Below are 26,955 nucleotides of genomic sequence, written 5' to 3' on the forward strand. Positions count from 1 at the left end.
TTAAAGCTGTTCTATAGCTTCACTTTAAACCTTGTTCTCTCAGAATATTAGTCAGTACATCTAATTCCTTCATTAAATTCTCATCATTCATTGAACACTGAAGTTTAAAGTTTTTCCCATTCCCAAAACACTCATAATCTAGAAGTAAATTAGCCTGTAAAATATCAATTTTTATACTGGTATCTCCGAAGCCACTATTAACAATAAAACTTATATCATCATTAAGCTCGAAGGTTTTAGGATAGACTAGGACTAAATTCTTATAGCCCCCCTTTAAAGCATAGCTGCACATCTGATACATATCACCCTGGCTTATTCCGTATTTATCATACCTATTATCATTTAACAACTTATATTTAGTGTCCAAAATCAAAACATTGCCATTATTATGTTTCAAGTATATATCCTGCCTCAAATTAAAGGCCCTGCCCTCCGCTATATTGTTCACATAAGTATCTGCCAAGAAAAGGTTACTCTTTTGTTTTGTTATTTCTTTAAAGTCTTTATTATATGTTTCCTTAATAAAGTTAAATATAAAGTCCTCATACAACAGCTCCATTGGTATCAAGAAACAAAAATCTAACTTATTATCATTTCTACTTTCTGATATCGATGTATTCTTCAGGAACATATCGCATAAAGCTAAAATTGTTTCATATTCCTTATTAAACCTATTTATGCTTATTCCATCGCACTCATTTTCTCCGCAGTGAACATCATCAACCTCATCCAGTATAAATAATATCCTCTTAAGATTTTCGCTGCTTTCATTATTTTTTGTTATACTTAAAAGCATCTTTGATACATATTTGATTATTTTATTAACCTTATTGTTATAAATAAACGGTTCATGAATGGTGCTGAAGTAATTCCATCTTCCAGTTGAAATATTATTTTTCATATATTCAGGGATGTTAAGCCTTCCCTTTAAATAGGTTAATTCCTCTTCTACTTCTTCATAATTATTGAAAGGATTATTATAAACACCATCCAAAGTTAACTTACTGAAGATATAAATAAGTATTTCAATAAAACTGTCCCTATTATTAAAATCCAAATTGGTATTAGCAATGGGAAACCTTATTCTAGAGCTTCTTTTAAGCCAGTATAAAAGATTTGCCATTAGAAAACCATCTATATCCTCATCCTTAACCTTCTCATCAAATATCTTTGGATAAATTGTTATGGTTTCGTTTTCGTAGCTAATAAATCCTACATAGTTTCTTGCCTTTACCAGATTCCCATCAAAGGTTAAAAATTGCTGCTCACCATAAGGGATTTTTTCATTATATAAGGCTCTATCATCATAAAGATTATATCTTTTCTTCCAGCTTTCATTCAAGTAAGCTCTAAAATCACTTGCATCTTCCAGTTCAAGCTTTTTAAATTTGCCAAACTCCCTCAGTTTCATAGCTATTCCTCAATTCCATCATACTCAAGCTGAAAAGTATCCGGGTTCTCCCTTACCTTAATTCCACCCCTGCTTAGAATATCTATCACATCGCCGCTATTCAAATAGAAATATTCATTTAATAAAGGAATAATTTTTTTATTTATAATATTCTTTAAATCGTCCATAGTTTTATTTATGAAAAACGCATGGCCGATAAGATAGTCTCCGCTTCTTTTCTTCTCATAAATAGTCCTGTTTATTGGTTTTAAAATATGCTCAAACTCCGGAATTAAGCTGTAATCTGTATACATAGGAATGAAGTCAAACCTTCTTCTCAAAGCTATGTCTATATTAGCTATGGATCTATCTGCCGTATTCATTGTCCCTAAAATAAAGAGATTAGGTGGTACAACAAAGGTTTCTTTTGATGGCAGAGTAACTGCTGTCTCATTAAGTTCGCCCAGTCTTTTATCGTCCTCAATCAAGGTGATGAGTTCCCCAAAAATACGAGAAATATTACCCCTGTTTATTTCATCTATTACCATGACATAATAGTTTCCAAGATCGTTCTTTGCCCTCTCTACTAAATCTTTAAAAATACCATCCTGCTTTACAAAGGATAATTGATCTCTGTTATTTGTATTTGTCCTGATTCCCTGTATAAAATCTTCATAGCTGTAATTTTGATGAAAGGTTGTAAATACAATTCTTTTATCTGAAAGATAGGTTTTATATCTGTTGAATACGGCCTGCCTACCTAACTTGGATTCATTTATTATTTCCTCAACTTCCTTCTTTTCCACAATGCTTACAGCATAATTTACTGTATTATATGTTTTCCCCGTTCCAGGAGGGCCATAAAGAATCATATTTAAGGAAGTTTCTATTACTTTTTCAAACTTATCTCCATCTATAACCTCTGCCTCTACTTCTTCATCACCATCGCCAGGTTCAATTACTGGAAGCTTAATATTTATCATTTCATTAAGGAGTTCGTCTATATCAATTCCGAATATATTATTTAGTACACTGCTTTCAAAACTTTCCTTATTCTCTTCCTTTACACGTATAACCTGCTTGCTGCTGTTTCTATTGCCCCAATTTTGATCATTAGGCAATTCATTCGTAGATTTATCAGTCTCTCTTAGCTTGATAAATTTTCTGTGATATAATCCATTCTCCTCAGTGACCTCACCTGTTAGTGCCCCTAGAAACAATATTTTACTTCCATCGGCTACATAGAAAATATTCTTGCTGACTTCATCGGAACTGATGCTTTTATCCTTTAGCACTAAAATATTATTTTGTAAATAACTATCAACTTCTTCCCTTGATAAGCCACTGACAGCATAAGGTTGAATCTTAAAGTAATTATTTTCTATATTCCACAGCTTTGCTAATTCTCTGGAAAACATTATGTGTGCATATACCACTCCTCTATTTTCTTCATTTTTTACCTTGATATCAAATTTTTTTAATTCCTTATAAATGGTTTCGCACAGCTTTTCATAATAGTTTTCTACTTTGATATTTGGATTTAACAGATGTATAAATTGAATCAATTTAAAATTTTTATAGCCAGTTAATTTGTCGGCTGGACTCAGAATATAAATGATAACATTTCTTGCAACCTCAGTAACCTTGCCTAAGTCATTATACTTCTTATAATTTATCAGGTTCTTAACCCAATCATTTTGCCTTACAAATGTTAAAGCTAGCGTTCTCTTGTCCTCGTATTGGTTATAAACATTCTTGTTGTACGCATTTTTATCTACATAAGCTACAACTTCATATAAAAGAGTCAGAAAGTTATACTTTTCCTCCTCATTTTTATACTTGTTTAAAATATCTCCTGAACTAAATCTATCTAGAGATTCTACATCAGACTTTAACTCATCTAGGCTGTTATTGCTTATATCGAACTTGATAAATTCCTTCCACTTGTCAATTAACTTCTCAAAAGCATATTCCTCCATTTCAATGTAAGCCTTAACATATTCACTGTTATTTTCTATGGCCTTGTTTATTGCATCTCTAAGTTTTTCTTCATGTTCTCTTTTCGTTCCCTCATAGCATCGTCTGATAATATTAAAATAATCCTCTAAATTGCTGTTTTCATCTATCTTTACCTGTGTATTTAAACTCCACCCAAAGCTGTCAGGCACTACCTTTACATTTAGATTTCTAATATCATGGTCATTAATAAATTTCTCATTTACATGAATCCTTATATAATCCTTAGCTATATGAACCTCAGCATACAATTTTGAATTGATCTTAAATCCTGTGTAACCAGGGGTTTTGTATTCAACGCTACCCTCTAAACTCCTTAAGTAATCTAAAACCTTTTGAATAAAGTTTTTATCATCCATGACTTTCCTCCATTATTCTCCACTATAACAACGTTTTTATCTTTAATAGTATTTTTAAGAATATCTTTTTCTCGATTGCTTCCTCCCAGGTTCCCTCGCAGAATCTTTCCTGTCTTACATAATAAGTTAAAATAGATTTTAACAAATCAATATCTGCTGTTTCAATAAGTTCTGCTAGTGATGAAACTTCTGCACTATACTTTTGAACGTTATCTAAATATTGACTATCAGTTAAGTTTGATTTATAGAAATCATCTAAGAACCTTATTAATCCTTCGTCGTAATCAGGGTATCCCATTACGGTTATCCCATCTTCTTGTTTTTCTGGGTATATCCATCTACAGAACTTTATTTCTTCGTTGCTAAAGTAATCTATATACTTTTTTATTTGTTCTTCAGTAAACATAATCATACTCCTAATTATTTAAAATTAAATTTTCGGCCCATTCTTCAACTTCAGTATTGTCAGGGATCACAACACAATTATTGAAAGCTATTAAAATAATAGAATTTTGTATAGTGTTTGTACTTTCACAGCTCTCAATTTACCTTCTCTAATTTATCCTCTACATATTTAATATTGCTTTTATAAAGATCTTCTTTAGGATTTATTTTGTTTGCCTCTTTAAAATATGTAATAGCAAGCTCTAAATTTCCTAGTCTGTCACAGCATACGCCAATCCAATTTATTGCATTATCATCATTGGGATATAGCTCCAAGTATTTTTCATAGAAATTCTTTGAAAGCTCATATTTTCTTTTAGAATAATATATGGATGCAACGTTCCAGCAAATATCGGCCAAGTCCTCTTCATTAAGGTGATAAAGTTCTTCCTGTCCTTCTAATGCTTTGTTATAGTAATATAAAGCTATGTCTTTTTTATTTATTTTTTTATAGCAGTCTCCTAGCAGTTTAACTAAGAATCCATCCTCATAATTTTTAATGGAATTCTCCAGGCATCTTACGGCCTCTTTGTAATTTTCCTTTTGCATATATGCAATTCCCTTAGTTCCTAAGGCATAAGCATTTAGTTCATCAATTTTTAATACCTTATTTGCATAGATTAAAGCAGCTGTATACTTGCCTTCCAGATTTTTTATTGAACCAATTACATTTAAGGCAGTGATATTATTCTGATCTTGCTTTAATATATCCTCAATAAGCTTCTTACTCTTTTCCCTGTCGTTAACTTCAAGGAATGCATACCTTAATCTTTCCTCTAGCAAATCAATGAAATCATCTGGAAGCCTATCTGACTTTATTAGGTTTTCCCATCTAGCTAATAGCTGCAGGTTTTCAATGTTAGTTTTTCCACCTTTTGATATTGGGATAACATGATCTATTTGAAAATACCTTTTGCTTTTACTTCTATACTCTCCAGTTGCACTTAAATAGTAGCCATCTGAATCCTTATATTTGTTAAAAACCTCATCCCTAAGCTTTCTCCAATGTGATTTATCAATTTCCCTAATTTGGCTCATAGACATTTTTTCAAAGTCAAATTCATCTCTTTTTATTATAGGCTTTTGAATTTCTCCTTTATCTACGTAAAGAGGCTTTGTCACTTCTATATGTGTAAAATCAGGTTTTGTGTCTGTTATTTGAAAATAAAGCAAAATATCTTTAATATCATCTTCATTATATCCAAAACTCAGGTCATATCCTGAAAAGAATTCTTCCTTTACGTATGGCAGCAATAATTCATATAGCTTTTCCTCTTCCAAGTCATATGGAATATTAAACTTTTTAAATATATAGTCTAATTCATCTATGAAGTCTTTATACGCCATTTTTAAGTGCTCAAAAATAATTACTTCACAGGTTCTTTCAACATCATATGTTTCATCATCTATTGTAAATACGTATGCACCTAAAACTTCGAACTTTTCATATTTTGTATTTTCCTTATTCTTTGAAGTAACAGTTTTGTCCATATATTTTGCAAAATCTTCAATTAATCTTATATCTATAAGCTCTTGTTCTCTCTTTTTTCTGTTAACAGTGTTATCGATAAATTCACCGTACTCCGGCAAACTCTTCGGACTAACCCAATTAATTCTATACTTCCATTCATCAATAAAACTAACTATATAGGCCTTTTCTGTTCCACCTGCATTTATACCCCTAAGACCTCTGCCAATCATTTGATTCAATAGAATGGAAGAGGTTGTCTGTCTAGTTAAAAACACCGTTTGAACATTTGGAATATCTGTTCCTTCTGTAAGTATATTTACATTAATTAATACATCTATTTTACCTTCTCTAAATTCTTTTATCCTGCGTGCATTTTCTTCGTTTGATATAGTTACCATAGTAACTTTATCCTTTAATGAAGAGACCACAAATTGGCTATTAATTTCTCTTTCTCTGAATAACGCGTTTAATGCTATAGCATGATCTACGTTAATTGCAAATACCAATGTTTTACCGTACTTTTCCTTATTCTTTAAATATTCTTCAACAATTAAATTGTTTCTTTCTCTGCTTGATACAATTTCTTTAGCTATTTTTTCTGGAAGCTGCCCCGCTCTTTTTATATATTCTAACTCCTTTGATGTGAGCTCTTTTTTAACCCCAACATGAGTTTCTATTGTAGTAAATACTGGTTTTGAGAGTATTCCTTCCGCAATAAGTGTATTTAAGTCAACACTATAGCAAATATCATCCTTAAATATTTTCTTTAAAAGTCCTTTTTCACTTTCAGATGTCCTTGTTGGTGTAGCAGTAAGTCCAATTATTCTAAGATATTCATCACAATGCTTCTCCACCATATTTATAATGTTTCTGTATGTTTTAGCTATACCATGATGCGCTTCATCAATTACTACGCAAATATTATTTCTGTTAGCTTGAATCCATTTTTCTAAATACTCGATTCCCCTGTTTAAACTATCCTTTGATGCAACAATAAAATCATCGTCAACACTTATGTTAACAGGCCTGTCATGCATTCCAGAAATAATTCTATATCTAAATGATCTTCTATCTGGAACAATATCTTTAAAGCTTGCCTTATATATTGCAGTATCAATAGTTTGGTTTAAGAGTTCATGTCTATGGGCAAGCCACAATACTTTTTTTCCTTTATTAATCATTTGATTAATAATCCAATAAATAGATGTAAAAGTCTTTCCTCCACCAGTAGGAATTACTAATAATCCTTTATAGATAGGCACTTTATTTACTTTATTCAAAGCTTTTATAGCTTCATTTTGATGTTTATATGGCTCTCTACTGCTGTTACTTTTTGAAATCTCCACTATACCTGAGAATCCTTTTTCTTTATCAATCATTTCAATATCCCCTTAATTTTTTGCTTACATATTTTAATGATACTTAATTGTTAACCTAGTGTGATTATGCCACTAATTTACTATACTGTATAAAATTATAGAACTTTATTATAAAATAATCAATAATGATGGCCTATTAGTGCTTGAATCTACTAGGTATTAAGGGAATTTTTGTTTATGCCACAAGAAAAAACAGCTAGTATCCTACTAACTGCTCGGCCTATTACGCTATGCGGATTATTAGCTTTGTGCAAGCTATTGTTTTGAACAGAAAGAGTGCAGCTCTCGACCCTAAAGGAATACCTAAAGCTTGCAGAGCTGCAGCGAGTGAAGAGAAAAATAATAGCTTATACAAAGCTTCCTTTCGACCAAAGGGAGACTATTATAAAGACCACAAAGGAATACTTCCTGGGTTTGGGGCGGAGCATCCCATTATATTTACTGCCTATAGAATAGCTTTTATTCTGAGGTAACGAAGAGTTAAAGCTGGTCTATAGCTACATTTTCATGTTCATGTTATAATACATTTATATCTTAGATCATTACGAAGTTTTATCAGTTGCCTTAACAATTCTCTCAAGATACTCATTAAATATATTGCTATTACTTAGCAAAGTTCTAGAAGTAAAACTCATCCTATTATAACCATACTTTCTTTTCATATTGATAGAATCACTAGGTGTAACAAATATATCGTCTATAAAAACACCTAATATGTGTCTTACAACTTTTTCTATTGATAGCTCCTTAATAGAGATATATCCTTTAAACACTCCTCTACTACCTTCATCAACCCATATACTTTCACATAGTTCTGATACTTTTTTACTGTTTGCTTCAGAACAGTTTTCGATACATAATAATAATTTATCTCCTTCTGCCTTAAATGGGTCTATATAAAGCCTAATAGTTTGAGGCATAGGAAACTCTATCCAGTCAAGGTATATCTTATTACCCCTAAATTCTCCGAGTATAGCTCCAACAGGATATGCTTTTCCATTACCATCCCAAATTGAGTAAATATGACCTGCCCTGCCCATATAAACATTCTCTGATATTTTTTCTATTTTATGATGATGGATATGGCCCACTGCAAAATATTGACATCCCAAGTCAATCATTTTTTCTTTTGATAAATCACATGGGTGAGTCAAAAAAATTGAAGGCGCTTCTAGTTCCAAATTATTTAGTGAGTTAAATTTGCTCTTAAATCCAGTCTGCTTTGATTCACAACTCATACCGTAAACGACAAAATCCAGTTCTTCATCTTTTATAATATTAGGTTCTTGAAAAAAATATATATTATCTAACATTGAAGTACCTAGCATTAGTTCCTTCCTTTTTTCTCTTGTATCATGTTCACCAAAAGCAATGAAAATTTTACTTCCCTTACTTAACCATTCCTTAAAGTATGGAATAATATCATCAGCCGAATCTAGTTCCAAATCACCAGATATAATAACTGCACCAATATCCCTTTTTTCAATAACAGTACCAATATAATCAAAGATCTTCTTTTTTATATTGAAATGGCTGATTTCTTCCTTTGTACTCTTTGAACCTTCATATTTAGAGAAATGTAAATCTGATATATGAATAAAGCTATTATTTTTCATTTTGCCCCCTTATATCTTATTTTTATTTTCTTATTATAAATATTTATACGTGGTCTTTAACCTATCCCCAATACACCTTAATTTCAGTTAATATTACTGGTCCAATTATTCCATCCAATTGAGCTTTTAAATTATAAAGATCAACAAAATCAGAATAATCTATAAAGGACCGGATTGATTTGTCAAATGATACTATAAGCAAATCTTTTTCAACTATATATATTCGAGTTTTCAGTATAATAGTAATATAAAATAGTTGCATCTGTAATTTTAAAATTTCTCTATTATCCTAAATACTTTTATTCTTTATGTATTATACTTGATTGAATAATTTTTTAAACATATATAAAATAAAACTCCTTATAAACTACAATAAAAATAGTTTATAAGGAGTTTTACTACCGCATCAATTCATTCCATGTCTTTTTCCCAACAACTCCATCAGGACTAAGGCCATTATCACTCTGAAATTTCTTTACCGCTTCTAAAGTATCTACTCCAAAATATCCATCTGCTCCGCAGCTGCCTACACTATACCCTTTATTCATAAGCTTGCTTTGAATAAGCCTTACGTTTTCATCTCTCAAATTTGGATCCATCTTAATTAAATACCCAGGATAGCCTATAATTACTATACCTTGTTCTATCTCCTTTTTTATTCTCTCCAGTGTAAACTCCATTCCAGGACAGTCTGTGCTATTCAGCTCTCCATGACCACATATTCTACTAATATTATATTTACTGTAAATAAAACGAGTTAACTCTAATAGTGAGTTATACTGAATTTCTGACATGGTTTCTGTATTAAAGTTTCCCTCTGCGCATATACCTACAGATACTGCATTATAATTTAAACAATGTGCTCCTAAAGCCTTCTCTGTCCTTCCTATATATATTCTTCCGTCCTTTCTTACGAAATAATGATAACCGCACCCGGACCATCCTCTATCTAAATGCCACTTATGTACATCTTCTATACTGCATACTATAGCATCCGCGTGATGCAATATTATCATCTTTGGATTATTACCATAAGATAGTCCATCTCTAAAGCTTAAATTAGAATTTATTATATTCAAAATAAAACCTCCAAATTATAATAGCCCTGCATAATTTGCAGGGCTATTAAGACTAGTTAATATCAAACTCTTGCGATATTGTACTAACAACTTTAGCATCTTTTTTAGCAACTAACATTCCATTGTTTGTTTCAAATACTTTCTTTTGAATTATAAGATCCATAAGAGTATTAACCTCAGCATCAGAAACATCAGGTTGTCCATCTATATCTTCCTTTACATTATCTACAGCTAACGTAAAATATTTGCCATCTACCTTAGTTGTAAATCTCATTGTAAGTCTATGTGCCATTTAAAATTCCTCCTCTCTTTATTTTTTATCTACAGTAACTAAACGCTAGTAATTACGCTGTGGTCAAGCTTTTGAATTTCACTTAATGGATAATTCATTATATTTCCTATTCCTTCTACTACATCGAATATATCTTGATTTACTGCTGTAGATGATAGTTTACCTAATGTTGATTTTTTAAGTATTTCCTTACCACTTCCATCTACCCCTGTCTGTGCTACAATAACAAGATCAGAAGAAAGCTTAGTTAAAACTGCTGCCATAATATCCTCTCCTTTCTCTACCTTTTAACTATATATATGCTTTTTCAAAAATTAGTGCAAAAAAGAAGATAAGATATAATCCTATCCCCTTTTTTGGTTTTTATCCGATTAGCCAACCTGTACTAAATGTTTAACTTTTATAAATTAGGTTTTCTATTTTCTTAAATGCTATTAACTAAAAACTTTTCTGCCATGTATAATTGGTGATAGTCTCTTGGAGTTAATCAACTAAGAATAAGATGGAGTTTAAAAACCCCATCTTATCCTAGTTTCGCTTTATAAAGTCTGCTATATCCTCTCTAAGCTCTAGTATAGACTTGACTAATTCATCAATCTTACTACTAAACTTTGTGAGTAGATATATGCTAACTGCTATAGGGAATCCAACGGAACTAATTAAACTAACTAGTTGGTCATACATAATATCACCCTCCCCTACCGTTATAAAAATATATATGCTATTCTAAGTATTCTCTCAGCTTACTTAATGCTTCTTTTTTAATTTCTATAGATTTTCTATAGTTAACATTATAGTAAGCAGCCGCTTCTTTTAATGTTTTTCCATGAATATATACAGCTATAATCATATTTTTTTCTACATCTTGGAGCTTGTCTATAGCCTTCCTAAGTTTTTGTGTTTCGTCATATGCAATAACTTCATCTTCTAAAGTAAAATCATATTCCTGTAAATAAATTATGGTATCATCTTGAACTTCTCTATAGTGCTTTATCTGACCTTTTAAAAGTGCATTAAAGTTGTTTGTGACTGCATTTGTACAGTATGTAGTAAAGGACTTCTTTTCAAGGTTATAGAGTTTTACTGACTTTATTACTGAAAGATAGCCATGCTGAACTAAATCGTCAAAGTCATAGGAAGGTACTTGATATTTGGATGCTTGTTTAATTATGAAATACTTAAATTTTTCAAGGATTTCTTTGATTGCTGATATGTCACCATCTTTAGCTCTTTTAACAAGTTCTTCTATGATAAACACCACCTTATTAGTTGTTACCATTACTATACATTTAATAAGGCGGTGTTTTTATTATTGTTGACATAATGGAAAATAACTATTTATTTTCTATCAATAGTTATATATTATCGTTTCACAATTGATAGATTTTATTAAGAAGATTTTGAACTAAATTTAGCTCAGATTATGTACATACCATTATATCAACAATAATAAAATTGTTGACACTTTTATTATATTATTTACTGTATTTTTTATATGTAATAGTTTATTGTACAAAGTTAAAGGTAGCCAAGTTGCTACCTTTAACTTTATTATTTATAGCTATATTGTAATCTTAGATCCCTTTGAAGGTAAAGTTACTTTAATACTTTTATTGAAACTATTTTTGAAGAAATCAGAATTCTCAGTATGAACTGGAAATAATAATTTAGGATTAATTGTATTGATAAGCTTTATTAAGCCTGATCCATTAATGTGACCACTCGAATGGAAACCAGGCTGTCTTCCAGCTCCATCTCTATCACCGGGATAACCTATAAATTTCAAGTTAAAATGCTTAATCCAATTTGATAACTTACCCAAATCTATATGCATTTCCTCATTAAATGCTTCACAGGATGAATATATATATATTCCAGAGCTAGGTTGAATATCAAATAGTTGATTAATATCGTAGTATGAAAAGCATAGTATATAATCCTTCTGATTTTTGCTTACTTTTCTTGCGTCAATCACACGTTCCTTACAGCTTGTTAAATATCTTTGTACTAATTCCTTTTCCCACTTGTTTTCCTTACCTTTATCTTTTAAATATAAAGCTATGTTCTCACACTCAATAGGATTCGGAACATCTGAACACCCTGCATTGTACAGACTCTCTAGAATATATGCATCCTTTGCCGTAATAGCTAATTGCCTGTTAAACTCTTTTGCAACTTTTAAGAATGATATCAATCTTTCAATATTCCTTGGGCCAAAATCAGCAATGACTAGTCCGTCTGCATCCTTAACAGCTTCACGTACATTTAAATAAACTGTATCTTCAGTAACAGGTTCTTCCATATCAGTATGTGTTCCTTCACATATCAATGCTAATGGATTTAAACTGGCAGCCTCTTGCATAAATCTAATGCTATCCTCAGAATTTCCACCATGGAATCGTAAATCACCTGTGTAAATTATCCACCCTGATGAAGTTTTTATTCCAAAAGCACTGGCTCCAGGTATTGAGTGGTCAACAGACCATCTTTTAATAATTAGATTACCACATTTTACTTCGGAACTATTTGTTATTTTTAATGGAGAGGATGTTATGTCTCTACTGGAAACATTTTTGCTCCAGAAACCTGACATTTCTGAAGATATATTAATATTATCGATACAAATAAACTTCCTTTGCTTTTGTGGTACTTTTCTATTTGTTGCTTCTAGTAGATTGTTACTAATCTCTCTGGGTGTTGTGTAACATACTTCATGTTGTAAAGTGCTAGATGATGAATCCTGTATTGCTTTGGCTAAAGCTGCTGTAATAAGGCTTGTATATATTGGAATATCTTCACTTAAATATGAGATATAACCACTATGATCTAAATGAGCGTGAGATAACAAAACTCCTTGAACATTTAATTTACGATGAAGTTGAAGTTGATTTTGCTTTATTCTATTCCATATTGCTCGTCCTGGAATATCTAAATCATTTCTATATATTCCTTCAAGTGGCGGTAATAATCCTAATTCAAGTAAATCACATAGACCTGTTACTGCTCTTGGTTTAAGAAATTCATCAAAATATATGCCTTCATAGCCATAGTTTGTACCGAAATCTAAAAAAACTGAAGTTTCATCGGCCTCAATCAGTATTTTGTTACCACCAATACAATTAGCTCCATCATAGAAGATAAGCTTGGCCACCAAATAACACCCCTTTCTACTCATTATGAAATGACTTAATATATCTGTAAAATATATGCTGTAAAAGGATATTAAATGAAAGCATCTTTCTCAAACTACCAAGTTTTTAGTAAAGGCCTTTTCCCTTCTTCTATATTTTTATTAGCTCAAAAATCACTTAGGAATGTGGAAATTTTATCATATAATGAAACCTTATATATCTTAGCATCCATTAACTACAGAAAATTCAAGTTAAACTTATAATGAATATCTTCACCTTGCCTGTTATTTAGATTGTAGATATGCCTTATAGTCATTTTATATCCTCTGTGATTATATTAATTGACAAAATATTTCTTCTTACAATTTCCTAATATTTTTGTAATAATCCTCATATTCCTCTTTTCATTTTAGAGGATTCTCTTTATTCATCAGTCTATTACTAAAACCTTGATACTACCCTCATTCCTTGACATCTTTCTGCATTGCACTAGTTCACTAATTATTTGAGTTTTAGCTGACATTGAAATATTTTCTCTTAATCACTGCCTTTTAAAAAAATATCCGGTAGCAAAATCAAATTTTGTCCTCGGATTGACACTAATAAATTATATAAAACAACTAAAATACATTAATTTCTCACTTTTTTGTTTTAAGCCACCTATTAGGTATAAAAGATAAAATTTAATATGGGAAAATATAGAAAATTCCTACATTTTTCAAAAACATATATTCTTCACATTACCGTTGATAAGACGAAAAACTAATACTCACCATTTTATCTTAAATAAGTTTATTGGTGCTCTATAAATATCTAATATAAGTTTGTTTAAGGCTTTATATTTTTTTCAAAGCATGGAGATAAATTAATAAATAAATCATTTACAGACATTTTAGGATTTTTTTCTAACATTATTTTTAACATTTTTTTCAACTTCTCTTCAAACTGCTCTACATCCTTTTGCCCCAACAAAGCACGGTAATAGCCAAGACATTTTACAACATCAGGGAGTCTTTTTACCTCACAGCTGTCTGGGTAATAATAAGTTTCTCTTACGATATTAAAATCATTATTTTCATCGTTATTAAAATATACCCAATCTGGATAGAGACCACCAGTAATTTTTGATTTGTCGCTTTGTCTTAAATTATTAAATATCTTATTCCATTCCTCATACGTATACTCATTCCACTCTATCTTTTTACTAATGTTAAGTCTAAGACTATGACAGTGATAACGGTTAACCCTTCCTTCTCTTTGTTCAAACTTTACAGGATCATAAACTAAAGACCAATGAACTATTTTTCTACAATACCAATGAAAATCGAACCCTTCTTGTCCAATAGATGTAGATATAAAATTAAATGGTCTAAATGGAGAATTAAATATATCAATTTTTCTACTTAACGTATTTGCTTTTTTATTATCAGTAAGGGTATCACCTGAATAGTGTCCAATTGCATAATCCAGTGAAATATTCACTTTCTTATTGTTATCACATAAAACATTAATATCTCTCACTTTTATATCAGCTAAGTCTTTAAATTTTTTACTTACTGCCTCCTCTAATGTTTGGCCATCTTCCTTATCAGAGTCAATCATAAAAATAAATTCGTCTAATACACTTCTTATATTTCCCTCTAGTCCATAATTCATTATTTGCCAAAACAATTTCTTACCTGGATGACATGCCTCTAAAACTCTTAAAGAGTCATTTCTTACCATGAAATTATAATAATATTCACTTAATTTTTTCGATAAATCCTTGTTACATTTAAATAACTCCATAAAGTATAAATATGGTGATGCTGCGATATATATATCGGTGTCACACAAATGTTCACTGTTATCTAATTTTGATATAACATCCCTATAACTAACATTCTCTATTTTACTGTATAATTCTATATCTTGTTTTACTAATTTAGCCACTACTTCATAACCTTTTTTTGATTCTTCTTTAAATTCTATTAGCTTAAATCCATTAACACCTATAATTCCATTTTCTATATTTTTTTTTATTTTTTCAATTATTCTTCTTCTTGCTTCATAAGATAGTAAAGCAGATAAACTACGGGGAGTCATATTTAAATCTGTAAAAAAGAGTCGTTTAGAGTACCCTTGTTTTTTCTTGTATACACCTCTAAGTTTATAATGCGGTTTTGTTGGTGGTATAAACAATAGCATTTCCCCTTGCTCTTCATCAAATACTGTAGAATATAATTCTTCCATCCTTTGGTTTATAAGTTTATTCTTATTATCTATACCAAACAATGGTTCAAGTTCCTGGACTGCACTATAATGAATTTTAAATTTGTTTTTTTCATCCGTAATGTTTCTCAAACGTTTATATTCATTGAACGCAAAGGAAAAAAACGCAGGCGTAGATTTGATTATACTTAATGCTATTTCTTTCCTATTGAATATTTTAAACAATTCATTTTTATATTTGGGGTTATGATCACATCTCCATCCCATGCCACTTTTTTCATCATATAAAAGTTCACAATATGTTGCTTCATCATCAATTAAATAATCAATATCAAAATCAATAGCATTCCAAAGTTCATCTTCAATTTTTTTGTCTAGAACATAAAAACTTTTTCCATCGTGTAAGAACATAGTTATCTTGTTATCTGTGTCTATTAAACAACATATTCTATTCTTTTTAATTTTCTTACTATCATGAATGATTTTAAAGTCTGGCTTTATTATAGGTATTGTCAATAATTCTTGTATTGATATTTTATTCCATTTTAAAACAGTGTTATCTTTTTGATTATCTTTTGATAAGACAATTTTAGCTTTATCTTCAGCCATGTATCTCTCTGTTCTTGCTATATTTGCATTTTTAAGCATCTTCTCCTGTTTTTGCACAACTTTCACATATTCTTTGATATTAGCATTTTGTAAACGTATTGATTTTTCTTGCATGAGCTCTTCCCACTTTTTTAAATCAAATTTTTCATCTGTCATATAATTTAATATTAGTGTAAATTCATCATATACATTTGAATTAATTTTATAAAATATCTCTTCACTTTCATTAATATCGGTAATTATCTTATCCTTACCATTTTCCAATAATATATTTTCATTTTCATTTATGTCAGCTGGTTCATCTGCATCAATGCATTCATCACATTTCCCTATTTTCGTTGAATATCTAAATGGTGTCGCACTGAGCATTAAAACTTTCCTATCCTTTTTATGAATAACCTCTTTTATTACCACTTCAAGTTCAGTTTGACTCTTTTTATTCTTTGACAATAATTCTGAGTAATTTTGTATCTCATCTGCTATTATTAAATCTGATGGTAAAATATCTATACTTGACAAAGCCATGCACTTTCTTCCAACCTTGATAAATTCTAGACAAATTTTATTTAATTGAATTCTAATATCCTGCAATTCTTTAATATATTTATCTGTTTTATTTAAAATGTTATTGGTAACTATGCTTGAGTAAGAATTTTTATTGTTATAATCAGGTATTCTAGCCTTAATACTTTCAGATAACTGTTGAAGAATCTTATCATTGTATTCCTTATTAATGTAATCAATGTAGGCCTTTCCATAATATAGATATATATCTAATTGTAAGTATCTAATCAATTCGTCAAAAAAGAAACTTATTTTTTGGTTCTTTTTATACTTATGATTACCATTTTTGAATTCTCGATTTAAATCCTTAATAATCTTCTTAATTGTTTCCTCGTCAATATCTATACAGTCATTAATATTACCAATTATAATACTTTTTCGTTTCTTTTTATAATTTTTCAAAGTTTTATCTTCTATGCCAATTACATTACAATATTTTTCAATAATCCTGAATGCTTTTGTACAAATATCTATATCATTTGGTTGTAAAGTTGCAATACATTTTAGAATATCTTTAATCCATGTATTTTCCCTTGCTTCATATAGACTAATATATTCCTTTTTCCAATTTTTTTTAAAACTACAAAAAAAATCATATATAATGCTTTGGGCTTTATATTTATCATACCAATCTTCTGCTTCTTTAATAGCATTACTAAAGCGATCCTCTACTATAACTCTATCTGTTTTTGCTATCTCTCTCCATAATTTCTCACTAAAATTGTTATTGCATAATTTTAACAGCCAATATGTGTATGCACGTTCTCTTAAGGAGCCAATAGATGACATCTTTAGGCTTGTTGCAGGCGTTAGCAGGTCAATTATTAGTTTACTATCTTGGGACTTTTCAATAATATCAATAAAGGATAATGCTAGCCTTTTAGGCTTATAATTTTGTACTTCTTTCCCATCAACATTTGGAATAAGTTTTTTAATATTTTTTTGTGCCAATGCAATATTAGCGCAAACATAACCAATTCTTAGTTTGTTTTTTTTCTTTAGAATGTTTTCTATCACTTTTGCTGCAGTTTTTGTTTTTCCCAAACCTACCTCATCAGCTAAAAGAAATTTATTATATGATAAACCTTCACTATTAAGTGCATCTAAATACAACTCTGGATACAACTTTTTGCAAATATAGTCAGCAGTTTTATTCTGAAATTCCACTTCACTCATACAAGTCACCTCACTTTATTTGCTTCAGCACATTGTTAACAAAATCATCATTAACATCTCTATTAATTTCTATTAAATCACTAATTGATTTTTTATATTTTTTTTCAACTTCCTTAATATCATCTTCATTCTTTGCAATTTGTATTGCCATTTTTTTAAGTTTTTCATAAATCTGATAATCTATTACATTATTACTTTTTGCATTTTTATTACTTAAACTCTTATCAATACTCTGAGTTAAAAAAAGCTTTTCTTGAGTTTTTCCTCTAAAGATACTCTCTGTTAATATCTCTACCAACTTTTTTTTTGCATTTTTTACATTCTTCTCTAAACAATTCTTATACTCATTAACCTCTCCGCATTGTAGATATGGCACAATATTTAGCTGTTGGCTATATTCACCACCGTCCTTATCAGAGACCTTAATATGTAGTGCCATTTTAGGTTTTGTTAATGCAATACTTATTTTATTGGTATTTTCTGATATTTGCTTTCCTTCAATACTAATTGAGTATTCACCATTGTTATTTATGAGGCTACAAAAATTAATATCTAACTCCCAATCATCCTGTTCTTCTTTATTTCGCGCTACTCTTATATCCTTGATTTTACTAACGAATTTCATGAAACACTCAATAGCTGCATCACCTTTTTTTCCTGGTATATTGCCTCCTAATATTATCTCATTACTAATTAATTCGCATTCTGTAATTGATTTTCTAAATTCATTATAGAATCTCTCTGTTTTAAACGTAATAATAACATTAAACTCTACATTTTGTTTTCCATTAACCCCCAAGCCATTATTAGTAGCATTTGATGAACCCAATATAAGAACTGAGTCACCACGCTTTTTCCCACAGTATACCTTACCATGTAACTCTGGTATATTCTCATCATCAAGTTCCAATAACTTTTCTTTGGTGTCGTTATCTAAATCTTCTAATTTACTATAGGCACTTGCACTTGAAACTACTTTACTAATATTTTTATTTTCAATTATTTCTTTCGATAGAAATGGAGAAACCAAAATGATTTCTGATAACTCATTAATATATTTAGTTATCCCATTTTCATCCGCCTCGCAAAATGCAACATTTTCCACTTCGCAATCGTTGTCACCTAGAAGTTTAAAGTCAATAAATTCAACCTCCTCTAAAATAGATTGTCCTAGTTTATTTTCTAGTTTTATATTATTATTTTCTAAAAATTTCTTAATCCCATTTCCGTTACGTTGATTACTATTTTCTTCATCTTGCGTGTTTCCTAAGAAAACAGCATAACAATCGAGTAAATTTCCACCTGTTAAGTTTTTACTTGACACAATAAATATATATTTCTTTTTTTTGCTTCCATTTCCATATCTAATAAGCTGTATTTTAGGATGGAATGCTGAGTTTCCATGAGCTATATTTAATTCTTTATAAGGATTATATGGATGTATACACGATGCATGTATTGCCTGATTTTCGCTATCAAATCCAGATGCATTGTGAACATCATAAAATACATCTAAATTTCCATTTTTAATAAGATTAAAGCATCCAATATTTATCATATGCTCTATCAGAAATTCAATATCTATTCCGTATGAAGTACATAAATAATACTCTGGAATATAGCGTAATACTTCCTCTTGTGGGATAACCTCTCTATACATTGTGGAATTACATATATTTTTATCTTTATGTTTGGATAAAAAATTCCATTCACTATTTGCTTGCTCCATTTTTTATTATCTCCTCCCAAATATTAAACAGATCTTCTTTATTATCATATTTTTGAGGTTTCACATTAAAATCATCTGGTTTTAGTTCATAATATTGTCGATTTGTTGAATATATAACAATCTCTTTATCTTTAATAGCTTTTTCTATAACTTGTCCATCAAAACAGTAAATATAACCTTTTAATTCTTGCTCTTCTTTGTTTGCAGTTATAATTACCCATTTTTTACTATAAACTCCAATTAAGTGATTAATAATATTTTTATAAGGTTGCCACGTTGATATCCCCTTCTTATGAACCAAAATATAATATGCAATACCATTTATCACAATAACTCTTTTTGCCCTTATATTTTCTATTATCAATTGTTCATATTTAATATCACCTTTTTTCAACAATAAGCATACATTTTTAAAAAACATAGATTGCATACTTTTCCCTTTAATATTTTTTTTTGAAATTAAATTAGTTGTCCAACCAAAATTCATCCTTTCCACCCCATAATCAACTTAATTGAGCACTATTTTTTATGGATAATATTTTTAAATAAAATGGATATTTATTGACTTTCTTTTTATTGATTGTATAAGTTCTCTATTATCCCGTACTCTCTCTTTCAATACTCTCCAGGCCACATAATTTATTACGATTAAATCGTAAGTAGCAAATCTATATAACATATGTATTTTATATGTTATTTTAATATTTTCAATTATTTGACTGATACTATTGACATAGGCTAATTCTATTTTCCAGCATATAAGTATTGTATTTTTTTCATTAACAAAAAAGACCACTATCAAAGAAATCTAAATTTCAAGGCAAATTTTAGTATTTATTATCTATTAAGTTGTACTTATATTTCTTAGTACCTATATCAATCCTATAGATTCACTTTAATCTTAGTTTGATTTTCATTTATGATGTGTTATCTTACTGTGATCTCTGGATTAATCACATATCCAATTATAGTTTATTGCTAGTGTGCTGACTTGATGCTTATCCTGGACTTTCTTTAGTATAAATGCCTTAACAACTTATATATGTTTATAGCTTAATCTACTGGTTAAGTGATGAAATAGCTAAAAAATAACCGGTGGCAAAATAAAACTTGCCACCGGTTTGCCACCGCTATAGAAATTATAAAAAAATACACTAAAATACACCAAACTGTAAAAACGTTGATTCCAAGCGGTTTATAGGTACTTCAAAATATAGAATATTACAATAAAATATATGAAAATCTCCACTTTTTTGAATACAAAACTCGGCTTATAGACTTAGTCGCATATGATATCCACTGGCTTTTCAGTGGGTGTTTTTGTTTTTTGACACTGCTCAGGATGGCAGCTAGCTTTTCAGTAGCTAAAATATGAAATAAATTAAACTATATATACATTACATTACCGCTGTTAATACGAAAAATCTAGCATCTCTGTTTTCTTTCTACTTTAAACAAGCTTATTTTTGATTTCCATAGGAATACCTAAGATAAAAGCAAATATAAGCTTGTTTAAAGTTTCCTATTTGGTACTATAGGTCAAATGGCTCATCTTAAAAACTTTTTAGGAAGCTAAATCTCCAATATGTCCTATTTAATTCCTATAACTTAACAGGGCCTTTTGACCTATTACGTTGTGCGGATTATTAGCTTTGTACAAGCTATTGTTTTGAAAGGAAGGAGTGTAGCTTCTGACCCTATAGGAATTCCTAAAGCATGCGGAGCTGCAGCGAGTGTATAGAAAAATAATAGCTTGTACAAAGCTTCCTTTCGACCAAAAGGAGACTATTATAAAGACTTCGAAGCTATGCTTCCTGGGCTTGGGGCGGAGCAGCCCATTATATTTACTGCCTATAGACTAGCTTTTATTCTGAGGTAACGAAGAGTTAAAGCTAGTCTGTAGCTTCATTCGAAAACCCTGGTTCTAATTCACTTACACTCGTTTTGAATTTATCCTTTAAGGTGTCAAATTTTTTAAAATAGCATATAGAAAACTTTAGCACATACCAAAAGGATACCCTTTATAGAATTTACGGCGGGTATCCTCTTCTAATCTATAAAATTATTTTTTTAAGACAGTATATATTAAATAACTTTTAATATTATCAATGCTTGATAAATGTACCCTGCAAATATAGCTCCAACATATATAAACCCAACATAAAATATCAATGCTCTTTTCTTTAAGAATGTTGACATTCCAGCAATTACGGGAACCCCTGTTGCTTTTCCAGCTATCAAAAATGCTAATACAGCTCCTTCTCCAGCACCAGAATTAATAAAAGACTTTAGAAGAGGTATAGCAGATGAATCTGTTAGATATAGTGGTAAACCTATTGTTGCAGCAAGGGGTATAGAATATGATTTATCACCACTAAATAGTAACATTATCCATGATTTTGGAATTACCATCTCAACTACTCTACCAATTGCTATGAAAATCACAAAATATAACAGTATCTTCTTAATGCCTATATTTATAAACTCTTGTAAAAACTTATCAATTTTATACTTCTTTATAGTATTTGAACTTTTTTTAGCTACACTAGTTTCATTACAACAATTAGATGTACTTACAAAGGACATTTTCTTGGCTTTAATAACTTTTCCTTCTCTCGCAATTACTTTTTTAGTTTCTGGCTTAGTACAGCAAGCTTCCTCTATAGCACACCCGCATGCATCCTGTTGTTTAACCAGTCTAAACTGATTCTTAAAAAAGGTAGTCTTTTGTTCAAGTATATGGGCAATAAAACCTGATAGTAATCCTAAGATTATAGAAGAAATTAATAATCCATTGGCAAATCTACTCCCAAAGAAAGCAGTTTCAAACATATACTCCGACGGACTTGTGAGCGGTGACGATATCAAAAATGCCATTACTGTTCCCCATGGCATTGCAGATATAAACATAGATAATAGTACCGCCATTGTTCCACAAGCGCAAAGAGGTGTCAATGCTCCTAAAACTACTGCTCCCGGTATAGATATACCTGACTTTCTTCTAAAAAATTTCTCTAACTTATTTGAATCTACATATACATTTATAGATACTGCAAGTAATATACCTATTAACAATACCAGCCAGTCAGCCTCCAAATAACCTAAGATAGCTAGTAATATGTCTTTTAAAAAATTATACATAGTTTATTCACTCCTTTTTATATAATACAATGTATCATGCATTATTTGTATCATGCAAATTTATCATAAAAAAAATTAACAGCAGTTTGGATTAGCCTTTTCAAAAGCACTTAATAATACTGAAACAGAGTTCAAAATATCATCGATTTGCCCTGAAGGAATATTCTCTATTGTCTTTTTATAATATTGGTTAACAGTATTATTCAGCTTAATAGCTGCTTCCATCCCCTTTTCAGTTAGTTTCACAATTACTACTCTTCTGTCCTTCTCGTCTCTCTCTCTATCTATTAAATTATCTCTTACAAGTTTATCAAGTATTCTTGTCATTGTGCTTGAATTCAGATTCATTTTATCACTTAGTTCATTCATAGTTAGACCTTCTGACTTATATACCTCCAGTAAAGTATAGCACTGAGAACTAGTAAATCCGTGTACTTTTATTTGATCTCTTTCAAATAATTGAAATACTCTAACCAGCTTTTGTACCATCTCACCAACTTCGCTGACACAACATTCTTTAGATAAGTCGTTGCCGTTATCTACATTATTCTTAATATCCTTTATAATCTTATCCTTATTCATTGTAATTACCTCCTTTTAAATTAATTGTACCATACACATATTGTATGGTCAATACAATTTTAATCATACAAAAATATAAAAGAATATAAGAAAAAAATCCTACACTCTTTCACACTTTTACTAAAGTACTATCCTTTTACTTAAGGACACTGAACAAATCCCCTACTCCATAAACAATCTCCACAGGAAGGTGATATAGTATAGCAATCTGACTCTGCACTTTTGGCATAATCACATCCATCAACTAGGGCACAGTCTATGCATGAAGGATATAGACTGTTTGAAATTCTTTGTCTAAAACTACTATATCTTATATTATTCCATATATTATTCAACGTATCTTCTTCTATGTTGCCAAATACAAATCTATCGATATACTTTTCTCTGCCGAAAACATATTCTTTATAATTGTGAGAAAATCTATAACATGGAGCTACATCTCCAGATGCACATATGAAAGTAGTATTATTCTCAATAAAATTACATCGTCGTATTGTTTTTAACTCATAATTTGGCATAACCACTTTCATTCCTTTACGCAGAGCATAAAACATTACTTTATTAAATAAGCTCTTTATTTTCTTATTTTCATATCTACTATATAATATCTTCTCTTTATTTTCTTCACTTTGCGGTATAATATTTGATATTATAAATTTGTTTGCTCCTAAATCACTCGCTAAATCCATAACCTTAAAAATTTCATTTAAGTTATCATTGGATAATACAAACTGTATTTCAATAAGTGGTGTTTTAGAAGAATATTTATTTTTCAACTCTTTAAGTAGTTTTATGTTTCTCACAACCACATCTAAATCTGTCCCTCTTATTTCCTTATACTTGTCAACTGATCCATCTATAGATACCGTTACAACATCTACAAATTTAACGAAATACTTTGATAGCTCCTCACCCATTAAGGTACCATTAGTAGTTACTGTAATCTTATAGTCTTTCAGCAATTCCAGTGTCTTTTTTAAATGTGGAGAACATGCGGCCTCTCCTATCCCTCCGATAACTATCTCTTTTAACTCTAAATTCGTTTTAATCTCACGTTCTTGAACAGAATTTAACTTATGTAAGTATGTATCCATTGTATACTCTTTAAACTCATCAATTACCTCCATACATCTATTCTTATTCTTTCTTACATAGTGTATTGGAAAGATTTCTTCTAAAATATTTTCATAATCTAATCCTTTGCATGTCTCAATAAATAATTACAGTAGTAAGTATATGTTTTGATTCACCTTTTTCAATATACTTTTTGAAATTTCCCCATCAGCTTTAATCACTATATATTCACCTTCTTAACTTTTTCTAAAATCTCTTAAAATTTTTATATAATCTCAAACACTAGAAATATGAAGGATAAAAACATTTCAATTTATAGATGTTTAGTTACATGTCTTTCATGATATAAACTACAAGTATAAACTACAAGTATAAAATAAATATTTAGTAAAAAGTGGGGATTATTGCGCCCCACTTTAACTTTTAGTTATTTATAAACTATACATTAAACTAATTCTTAATTAAATCTGCATATTCATAGGATATTAGTTCCTTGTTTTTAACTTCGATCCAAGCAATTTCTTTATGTGATCTTTCACTTATTTCCCTGCAGGTTAACTTACCAAACTCGTCAATAACATTATTTATAATCTCAATCTCATAAGGTTTAAATTCACTCAAATCATAATTCTTATTACTCTTGATGATTGTTTTTAAGTACTCTCCATCTTCATACTCATCAAATGTAAACTTTTCTTTTAAACCGGTAATTAGATCATTGTACGCAAAACCTTCAATGATTGGTCCATGAGTAAACCTTATATAACTTAATCCGGTAATGGATTGAGCATTGTCTCTATAATTGATAAAATCAATATACCATAATAGTCTATTTAGGTTTGTTTTATATAAATTTACCTTATCAGCAAGGTAGCTTATTAAATTCTCAACTTTAACCACATCAAATCTCTTAAAACCATTATAGATACTCGGTTCTTTGTTTAGCTTTAAAATCAACTGAGCTTTTGAATCTACCGCATAAATTTGATCACCTGAATATTCCTTTGATTCTTTAGCTAATTTAGCATAGACTTTCTTAGATATTCTTTCTTGCTCATAGGCTTCCTTAACAATGTTCATAAACATCTTATCATCATTTATTAAAGTTTTTAGCAAATCGCTGTGACTTTTGCTTGGTAACGAACCTCTTTCATAGCGATTAACAGTCATCTTCCCCCATCCAAGTATTGCAACTAACTCTCTTTGGGATATACTATATCTATCCCTAAAACGAATTATTTCCTCTGGAGAAATACAACTAGTTTTTTCCCTGTATTTTGCATAAATCTTCTTGAGATTCTCGTCCTCAATTTCAGGTACAAATACCTCATTATTACACTTAGTACATACAGGCACAACTTCTTCAACATCAACACGTATACCTTTATAGGTTTCATATATTCTTTTATCCATGTTACACATAGTTACTGTATCACAATGCTGACAATATGCCTTTATCATACCATTTACCTCCTTATTGACCTTTATCTTACTATCTTTATTGAAAATCTACATTTTTTATTATTTATGTAGGAGTATCATAATGAAACAATATGCACATTACTTCCTTTGGAGGATTACTCCTTATCTTTACATAAACACATTTATCAAACTCATCTTCAATTTTATATTTGCATATTAACCCTTCATATCCGTCTCTGTCAATTTCTGATCCCGCATAACACTCATCGGGCGTTAACCCAAGTATGTATTCAAAAATATCTTCAGTAAGTAATCCTGTATCTTCAAGAAATTCCCTATTCTCTCTTCTATAGTTAGCAAATCTTACTCTTTTGTTTTCTATATCAAGCTTTTTATCTTCAATAATCATCTTTTTAACTCTCTTCAAAAATGCAGCTCTAACGGCGTGCTCGCAAGACGTATTGATAGTACCACCGCCTTTTGTAATTTGTGTCGTTAGTATAAGTATATCACGGCAGTTTAAAAGGTGCCACTATTTGATGGCACCTTCATTGATAATTTTCCCCCAAAATTATTGAAATATACACATGTATTATAATCTTATAGTTCACCTATTCTATAGCTTATCCAATCTAATATCTCTCTTTTATAAATATAGTCATGATTGATATATCTTAAAAACTAGCTTTAACACCTTTTTAGAAAATAAAAAGCCTTAGCTAACCTAATAACTAAGACTTTTCATATTACCTTTTTAGATTCTTCTTCTAAAAGCTTATCTAGTATTATTACGATTTCTTTTTGTTCTTTAATATCAGGAAGCATAATATCAATATCTTTAAATGAATCTTGAGAAATATTTCTCATAGATAACTGATTACCTGTAGCCCTTCTTTCTATCTCTTCTCTTCCGCTTATTGATTTAACATAATAATTTATTAACTCTTTACTAACAATTTCACTATTAAATTCTACTCTCCATACTTTGTCACTAAGCATTATAGTTTGATTTATATCTTTAACTATTACAGATGATCCAACTAGTTGCAGAGTCACAAATTGGGCATACTTTCCCCTTAGAAAATCTAAATTCTTTAACTTCTTGTTCTACTTGGCTTACTTGCGAACCTAAGACAAGAATTTCTTCTAAAGTTGAAATTATTTCCTTCTTTCTGATGTAATGGCAACTTTTCAATATCATTTAATATAGACTTCACATTTGGCATAATGCAACCTCCTAAATACTTATTCTATCTATGAGTATAACTTA

General features: G+C 30.0%; 21 protein-coding genes and 1 pseudogene. 1 reads left to right on the forward strand and 21 read right to left on the reverse strand.

Annotated elements, in window-relative coordinates; all coding sequences use genetic code 11:
• Positions 1–19: 19 nt before the first annotated feature.
• From AC0N0V_RS11350 to AC0N0V_RS11365, 4 genes are all read right to left on the reverse strand, one after another.
• Entirely contained in the window at positions 20–1,411 is a 1,392-nt protein-coding gene (locus tag AC0N0V_RS11350; protein WP_474464224.1) for an McrC family protein, read from the reverse strand.
• A 2-nt stretch (positions 1,412–1,413) separates the two neighbouring features.
• Positions 1,414–3,765 carry an McrB family protein gene (locus tag AC0N0V_RS11355; protein ID WP_474464225.1) on the reverse strand — a complete coding sequence of 784 codons (2,352 nt, stop codon included), beginning with the start codon at positions 3,763–3,765 and terminating at the stop codon, positions 1,414–1,416.
• A 22-nt stretch (positions 3,766–3,787) separates the two neighbouring features.
• Positions 3,788–4,171 carry a DUF6508 domain-containing protein gene (locus AC0N0V_RS11360; RefSeq protein ID WP_474464226.1) on the reverse strand — a complete coding sequence of 128 codons (384 nt, stop codon included), beginning with the start codon at positions 4,169–4,171 and terminating at the stop codon, positions 3,788–3,790.
• A 134-nt stretch (positions 4,172–4,305) separates the two neighbouring features.
• Positions 4,306–7,059, reverse strand: coding sequence for a DEAD/DEAH box helicase family protein (locus tag AC0N0V_RS11365; protein ID WP_474464228.1), 2,754 nt, complete (start codon positions 7,057–7,059; stop codon positions 4,306–4,308).
• Between the two features lie 263 nt (positions 7,060–7,322).
• Here AC0N0V_RS11365 and AC0N0V_RS11370 point away from each other — a divergent pair, with 263 nt between their 5' ends.
• Positions 7,323–7,532 carry a hypothetical protein gene (locus tag AC0N0V_RS11370; RefSeq protein WP_474464230.1) on the forward strand — a complete coding sequence of 70 codons (210 nt, stop codon included), beginning with the start codon at positions 7,323–7,325 and terminating at the stop codon, positions 7,530–7,532.
• 69 nt (positions 7,533–7,601) lie between these two features.
• Here the strand turns inward: AC0N0V_RS11370 and AC0N0V_RS11375 are convergent, their stop codons facing one another.
• The 17 genes and pseudogenes from AC0N0V_RS11375 to AC0N0V_RS11455 all read right to left on the reverse strand — a co-directional run.
• Complete coding sequence (locus AC0N0V_RS11375; RefSeq protein ID WP_474464232.1) at positions 7,602–8,675, reverse strand: metallophosphoesterase family protein; 1,074 nt, start codon at positions 8,673–8,675, stop codon at positions 7,602–7,604.
• 398 nt (positions 8,676–9,073) lie between these two features.
• On the reverse strand, positions 9,074–9,754 hold the full coding sequence (locus AC0N0V_RS11380; protein ID WP_474464233.1) for a peptidoglycan recognition protein family protein: 681 nt from the start codon (positions 9,752–9,754) through the stop codon (positions 9,074–9,076).
• A gap of 52 nt (positions 9,755–9,806) precedes the next feature.
• Complete coding sequence (locus AC0N0V_RS11385) at positions 9,807–10,046, reverse strand: DUF2922 domain-containing protein (protein WP_474464235.1); 240 nt, start codon at positions 10,044–10,046, stop codon at positions 9,807–9,809.
• Between the two features lie 38 nt (positions 10,047–10,084).
• Positions 10,085–10,309: a DUF1659 domain-containing protein gene (locus AC0N0V_RS11390; protein WP_474464236.1), complete on the reverse strand. Its 225-nt coding sequence runs from the start codon at positions 10,307–10,309 to the stop codon at positions 10,085–10,087.
• Positions 10,310–10,574: 265 nt separating this feature from the next.
• Entirely contained in the window at positions 10,575–10,730 is a 156-nt protein-coding gene (locus AC0N0V_RS11395) for a YvrJ family protein (RefSeq protein ID WP_474464238.1), read from the reverse strand.
• 37 nt (positions 10,731–10,767) lie between these two features.
• Positions 10,768–11,325 (reverse strand): sigma-70 family RNA polymerase sigma factor, encoded by a 558-nt coding sequence (locus AC0N0V_RS11400; protein WP_474464240.1) that lies wholly within the window; start codon positions 11,323–11,325, stop codon positions 10,768–10,770.
• 282 nt (positions 11,326–11,607) lie between these two features.
• The gene (locus AC0N0V_RS11405) at positions 11,608–13,221 is read right to left on the reverse strand and encodes an MBL fold metallo-hydrolase RNA specificity domain-containing protein (RefSeq protein WP_474464241.1); all 1,614 of its coding nucleotides are present in this window, start codon (positions 13,219–13,221) and stop codon (positions 11,608–11,610) included.
• 784 nt (positions 13,222–14,005) lie between these two features.
• On the reverse strand, positions 14,006–17,737 hold the full coding sequence (locus tag AC0N0V_RS11410; protein ID WP_474464243.1) for a hypothetical protein: 3,732 nt from the start codon (positions 17,735–17,737) through the stop codon (positions 14,006–14,008).
• Positions 17,738–17,747: 10 nt separating this feature from the next.
• Positions 17,748–19,466 carry a phospholipase D-like domain-containing protein gene (locus AC0N0V_RS11415; RefSeq protein WP_474464244.1) on the reverse strand — a complete coding sequence of 573 codons (1,719 nt, stop codon included), beginning with the start codon at positions 19,464–19,466 and terminating at the stop codon, positions 17,748–17,750.
• Positions 19,450–19,953, reverse strand: coding sequence for a hypothetical protein (locus tag AC0N0V_RS11420; protein ID WP_474464246.1), 504 nt, complete (start codon positions 19,951–19,953; stop codon positions 19,450–19,452). Before AC0N0V_RS11420 ends, AC0N0V_RS11415 begins: the two co-directional genes overlap by 17 nt.
• Positions 19,954–21,551: 1,598 nt before the next feature.
• A complete protein-coding gene (locus AC0N0V_RS11425; protein ID WP_474464247.1) occupies positions 21,552–22,607 on the reverse strand; it encodes a permease in 1,056 nt (351 codons plus the stop codon).
• Between the two features lie 75 nt (positions 22,608–22,682).
• Positions 22,683–23,189: a MarR family winged helix-turn-helix transcriptional regulator gene (locus tag AC0N0V_RS11430; RefSeq protein WP_474464249.1), complete on the reverse strand. Its 507-nt coding sequence runs from the start codon at positions 23,187–23,189 to the stop codon at positions 22,683–22,685.
• 140 nt (positions 23,190–23,329) lie between these two features.
• Complete coding sequence (locus AC0N0V_RS11435; RefSeq protein WP_474464250.1) at positions 23,330–24,316, reverse strand: SPASM domain-containing protein; 987 nt, start codon at positions 24,314–24,316, stop codon at positions 23,330–23,332.
• Positions 24,317–24,713: 397 nt separating this feature from the next.
• Positions 24,714–25,724 carry a type II TA system antitoxin MqsA family protein gene (locus tag AC0N0V_RS11440; protein WP_474464251.1) on the reverse strand — a complete coding sequence of 337 codons (1,011 nt, stop codon included), beginning with the start codon at positions 25,722–25,724 and terminating at the stop codon, positions 24,714–24,716.
• A 64-nt stretch (positions 25,725–25,788) separates the two neighbouring features.
• Entirely contained in the window at positions 25,789–26,112 is a 324-nt protein-coding gene (locus AC0N0V_RS11445; RefSeq protein ID WP_474464252.1) for a hypothetical protein, read from the reverse strand.
• Positions 26,113–26,426: 314 nt separating this feature from the next.
• The gene (locus AC0N0V_RS11450) at positions 26,427–26,684 is read right to left on the reverse strand and encodes a restriction endonuclease subunit S (protein ID WP_474464513.1); all 258 of its coding nucleotides are present in this window, start codon (positions 26,682–26,684) and stop codon (positions 26,427–26,429) included.
• A 43-nt stretch (positions 26,685–26,727) separates the two neighbouring features.
• Positions 26,728–26,911: pseudogene (locus AC0N0V_RS11455) on the reverse strand (IS1595 family transposase); the annotation flags it as partial.
• Positions 26,912–26,955: the final 44 nt, after the last annotated feature.

The sequence above is a fragment of the Clostridium sp. CS1-1 genome (assembly GCF_056135525.1).

Coding starts and splice junctions, on each gene's coding strand:
- AC0N0V_RS11435 (WP_474464250.1), bottom strand. CDS start 24,316: ATGGAGGTAATTGATGAGTTTAAAGAGTATACAATGGATACATACTTA.
- AC0N0V_RS11450 (WP_474464513.1), bottom strand. CDS start 26,684: ATGCTTAGTGACAAAGTATGGAGAGTAGAATTTAATAGTGAAATTGTT.
- AC0N0V_RS11385 (WP_474464235.1), bottom strand. CDS start 10,046: ATGGCACATAGACTTACAATGAGATTTACAACTAAGGTAGATGGCAAA.
- AC0N0V_RS11425 (WP_474464247.1), bottom strand. CDS start 22,607: ATGTATAATTTTTTAAAAGACATATTACTAGCTATCTTAGGTTATTTG.
- AC0N0V_RS11390 (WP_474464236.1), bottom strand. CDS start 10,309: ATGGCAGCAGTTTTAACTAAGCTTTCTTCTGATCTTGTTATTGTAGCA.
- AC0N0V_RS11405 (WP_474464241.1), bottom strand. CDS start 13,221: ATGAGTAGAAAGGGGTGTTATTTGGTGGCCAAGCTTATCTTCTATGAT.
- AC0N0V_RS11365 (WP_474464228.1), bottom strand. CDS start 7,059: ATGATTGATAAAGAAAAAGGATTCTCAGGTATAGTGGAGATTTCAAAA.
- AC0N0V_RS11430 (WP_474464249.1), bottom strand. CDS start 23,189: ATGAATAAGGATAAGATTATAAAGGATATTAAGAATAATGTAGATAAC.
- AC0N0V_RS11420 (WP_474464246.1), bottom strand. CDS start 19,953: ATGAATTTTGGTTGGACAACTAATTTAATTTCAAAAAAAAATATTAAA.
- AC0N0V_RS11415 (WP_474464244.1), bottom strand. CDS start 19,466: ATGGAGCAAGCAAATAGTGAATGGAATTTTTTATCCAAACATAAAGAT.
- AC0N0V_RS11350 (WP_474464224.1), bottom strand. CDS start 1,411: ATGAAACTGAGGGAGTTTGGCAAATTTAAAAAGCTTGAACTGGAAGAT.
- AC0N0V_RS11375 (WP_474464232.1), bottom strand. CDS start 8,675: ATGAAAAATAATAGCTTTATTCATATATCAGATTTACATTTCTCTAAA.
- AC0N0V_RS11440 (WP_474464251.1), bottom strand. CDS start 25,724: ATGATAAAGGCATATTGTCAGCATTGTGATACAGTAACTATGTGTAAC.
- AC0N0V_RS11355 (WP_474464225.1), bottom strand. CDS start 3,765: ATGGATGATAAAAACTTTATTCAAAAGGTTTTAGATTACTTAAGGAGT.
- AC0N0V_RS11395 (WP_474464238.1), bottom strand. CDS start 10,730: ATGTATGACCAACTAGTTAGTTTAATTAGTTCCGTTGGATTCCCTATA.
- AC0N0V_RS11400 (WP_474464240.1), bottom strand. CDS start 11,325: ATGGTAACAACTAATAAGGTGGTGTTTATCATAGAAGAACTTGTTAAA.
- AC0N0V_RS11410 (WP_474464243.1), bottom strand. CDS start 17,737: ATGAGTGAAGTGGAATTTCAGAATAAAACTGCTGACTATATTTGCAAA.
- AC0N0V_RS11360 (WP_474464226.1), bottom strand. CDS start 4,171: ATGTTTACTGAAGAACAAATAAAAAAGTATATAGATTACTTTAGCAAC.